Raw genomic sequence first — 1,185 nt, forward strand, 5'->3', positions numbered from 1 at the left:
TACCAAAAGGACAATCCGTAGGGCAGAAACGGTAACTTCCGTGGATACTGCCAGTGAAGCACTTGCGGTTTCTATTGGTGAGAGGGCAGGCGTTGACCTTTCCTATATGGCACAGCTTTCCGGGAAAACAGAAGAGGAGCTTACCGAAGAACTGGCAGGGGTGATCTTTAAGAATCCAATCGGTGAAAAATGGGAGCCGTCGGACGAATATCTTTCTGGAAATGTGAGGGAGAAACTTCAGATTGCCAAACAGTTTGCAGAAGATCACCCGGAATATCAGGTGAACGTGCAGTATTTGGAGCAGGTACAGCCAAAAGATCTGGATGCATCAGAGATTGAGGCAAGACTTGGGGCAACCTGGATCTCCGAGGATTACATTACACGGTTTATGGCAGAGACATTCCACACTCCAAGATATTATGTAGGGAGCAAGGTCAAAGTCCAGTATGCCGAAGTGACCGGACAATGGAATGTTATGGGAAAGAATGTGGACAGCTACGGAAATGCCCTTGTCACTTCCACTTATGGAACACAGAGAGCCAATGCCTACCGCCTTTTGGAAGATGCCTTAAACCTTAGAGATACCAAGATTTATGACACGGTACAGGATGCCGAGGGGGAACACCGGGAATTAAACCGGAAGGAAACAATGCTGGCACAGCAGAAGCAGGAGCTGATCAAAGAGGAATTTAAAGAGTGGATATTTAAAGACCTGCACCGACGGGAAGATCTCTGTAAGATTTATAATGAACGATTTAACAGCATCCGTCCACGGGAATATGATGGAAGCCATATTCAGTTTGTCGGCATGAACCCGGAGATCACCTTGATGCCGCATCAGAAAAACGCAGTGGCTCATGTGCTGTATGGAAATAATACGTTACTGGCTCATTGCGTAGGAGCAGGAAAGACGTTCCAGATGATCGCAGCCGGTATGGAATCAAAACGGCTGGGACTCTCACAAAAGAATCTTTATGTTGTGCCAAACCATCTGACCGAGCAGTGGGGCAGTGATTTCCTACGTCTCTATCCGGGAGCAAATATCCTGGTGGCAACGAAGAAAGACTTTGAGCCGGCAAACCGAAAACGGTTCTGTTCCCGTATTGCGACAGGGGATTATGATGCCGTGATCATTGGACATACACAGTTTGAGAAAATCCCTCTTTCAAGGGAACGGCAGATTGC

The 1,185-nt window shown here is 47.3% G+C and carries 1 protein-coding gene; it reads left to right on the forward strand.

The features are described 5' to 3' along the window. Positions 1 to 1,185, forward strand: a 1,185-nt coding sequence (locus ACZMB2_RS14350; protein ID WP_487597217.1) for a DUF8437 domain-containing protein, incomplete at both ends; no start/stop codon positions are given.

The organism is Hominiventricola sp. (genome assembly GCF_057604405.1).